Annotated in this window: 1 protein-coding gene and 1 pseudogene; both read right to left on the bottom strand. The window is 38.4% G+C overall.

Translation table 11 applies throughout. The features are described 5' to 3' along the window. The coding region (locus EI164_RS17555) for a transposase (protein ID WP_413038446.1) at positions 1-113 on the bottom strand (113 nt) is incomplete at its 3' end. Positions 114-358: 245 nt separating this feature from the next. Beyond that, positions 359-1468: pseudogene (locus tag EI164_RS16080) on the bottom strand (hypothetical protein); the annotation flags it as partial.

Here is a 1468-nt window from a genome sequence, read left to right as displayed (position 1 = left end):
TGACGTTTGCAGTCCTTGCACTGGTAGTTCTGCTTGCCATAGCTTTTTTTGCCGTGTATCGAAAAACTGGGACTGTGACAGTCGGGGCAATTGATCTGTATTTGTGTCTTCATAACCTCAAATATATCATCTTGCTTCGGCTGTCACCCTTCTTTTATTACTCCAGCATACTTTTTGATACACCACCTAATATTTATCATTATAGACAATAATATAACTGGTTGCAGACTAACTTGCCATCATTGTCTAGCATGACTAAATTCTATGGCTATTAAAGCTCAAGCTCTATTTAAATAATGCCTAACCAAATCTCTATTCATATCACTACTTTTCTATTTTTTTCGGCAAAACCCAACAGCTATAGCTGAACGACCTCATACTGACTAAACTCATCTGTAATCAGTAGACGCTTACCCAAACGTAACGAGGTTTGTTTGGCATTGATACGCATGATGACTCTGTCACCTGTTTGAAAATAAGCTGTTGGCACTATCATAGTTCCGATAGTTTGAAGCTCCTCCTCCCTACCAAGAATAAATGCTGGTACAAAGTGCTGACTGCGTGTTTCTGTACCTTCTAAACGCAGTCCACAAGCCACGACATGATTTCCAAGCACTTGCCAATCAACTTCTGGTTTGTCAGTATCAAGATTCAGCCAACGCACTACACCTATTGACCAATCTGGTGATGCAACTGTTTCAGACCGACAGACTAAAAAAAGACTCATAAGATATAACAATGGCGGTGCAGTCTTAATAATAACATCGTCAGCCATTGCATCATCGTCAGCGACTAATGCATGAAGACTTTCTTCAGTAAGGCTTACTCGATCACTTCCTTTATCCAAAATATCTACTGTTGAAGGTAATATCAGCGTACGAAATAATGATGACTGATCGTTAGCATCAAGAATTTCACTGGCTAATATATCACTACTATCCTGTTTTTTACTAACAGTATCATAACGAGGTCGATGCTTCTCTGGCAGCTCATTCATCGCAATCAAGCTTGCAAAAAGATGTGAACCACCTACATGATAATGAATATTATTAAAGCCTGTAACCAAAACAGCTTCTTTTCTTATATCACGTTTCTTCACTAACTTCGGTGGCGACTTTAGATAATGATAACGCATTGTCATCGCTATATTGTTAAGTAAGTAGCTCTCAAGCCCTTCACTACCTTCTTGAACTAAGACCTGACGACGTGAGCTAAGGTACTCTAGCATCGGCATCAATTCTATAAATAAACAGTGATAGCGATCTTCATATGGATTAATTGCAGAACTGGCAGTCAAATAGGCAGGTGGCTTATTATTTTGTAAATCAACAAATATTCGAGTGTCCGTTTTTGGCTCTATCGTCGCAACAATATACTCAGCCCATTCGGTTAACAGGCGCTGTACTAGCAAGATATAGTCAATCCTACTTAAAAATGTTATAAAATAATTAACAAATTCAATTGTTAT

Origin of the sequence: Psychrobacter sp. FME13, assembly GCF_014861395.1 — a bacterium.
In the GTDB taxonomy this organism is placed as follows: domain Bacteria; phylum Pseudomonadota; class Gammaproteobacteria; order Pseudomonadales; family Moraxellaceae; genus Psychrobacter.
The sequence above is the reverse complement of the archived record's forward strand: the minus strand, read 5'-3'. Positions and strand labels throughout refer to the sequence as shown.